Annotated in this window: 1 protein-coding gene and 1 other RNA gene; one reads left to right on the forward strand and one right to left on the reverse strand. The window is 49.4% G+C overall.

Annotation, left to right across the window (positions count from 1 at the left end):
• A partial coding sequence (locus QF777_11985; protein MDP6912256.1) for a cytochrome P450 occupies window positions 1–331 on the forward strand: 331 nt, incomplete at its 5' end.
• 34 nt (window positions 332–365) lie between these two features.
• On the opposite strand, the gene ssrA is transcribed toward QF777_11985, so the two are convergent.
• Window positions 366–751: a transfer-messenger RNA gene (ssrA, locus tag QF777_11990) on the reverse strand.
• Between the last annotated feature and the right edge of the window lie 116 nt (window positions 752–867).

The raw sequence follows: 867 nt of genomic DNA on the forward strand, positions 1-867 counted from the left end.
AACAACAAAAGAAGTGCACAAGCATGGTGTAATGATTCCGGAAGGTAAAAAAGTTTTGATGCTTTATGCTTCAGCAAATCGTGATCCCAAAGAGTTCGGACCGACCTCTGACACGTTATTAGTAGATAGGAAGCCTAAACGAATCTTGAGTCTGGGGTACGGCCCACACCACTGTTTAGGGGCCGCTGTAGCTCGAACTATGGGGAAAGTAGCACTTCAACAAATCCTTCAGAATTGTCCGAAATTTAGCGTTGATAGTGCTTCGGGAAAGTTTGCTTCCGGATCATTTGTGAGGCGCCATGAATACCTACCATTTGCGCATAACTCCTAGTTGAGATTTTGATACTAGGCATCATTATTTGACTTGGTGGAGCTGGGGGGAATCGAACCCCCGTCCGTTTCGGGTTCACCGTCCGCGTTACGACCATTCCCGAGATTGTGGATTACGGTATCCACGCTGCCGGGTCAGATGGGCCTAAAGGCCTCACCGTCGGATCTTTCTCCGATGTCAGCGTTCTTTCCTGCCGTCAGCGGTCTTTCCCTGCTGTCCACCACTACTTCTGTTGCCAGGCTGTAGTGATCAGGCCCCGGGTATCATTACTGGTCCCAATGACTCTCTATCACCTGATTAGATCAGGCGGCGAGAGCGACACGAGAGTTGCCGTGTCTTTGTGTGCCCCGTTTTGGAGTCTGAGCAACTCCGGTCGCACGATCCGACGAAACAACCGCTACGTCGAAACCGATCAGCCCCTTGTCAAAGAACAATACTGAAACTATCTTTACATAGTGCAATAGCTCCAATGGCTAATCGTATCCGATACTATTAACAACTCCCATCTTTGCAAGAGAGGCACGTATGGTAGGGGA

The sequence above is a fragment of the Acidimicrobiales bacterium genome (assembly GCA_030747595.1).
Lineage (GTDB): Bacteria > Actinomycetota > Acidimicrobiia > Acidimicrobiales > MedAcidi-G1 > UBA9410.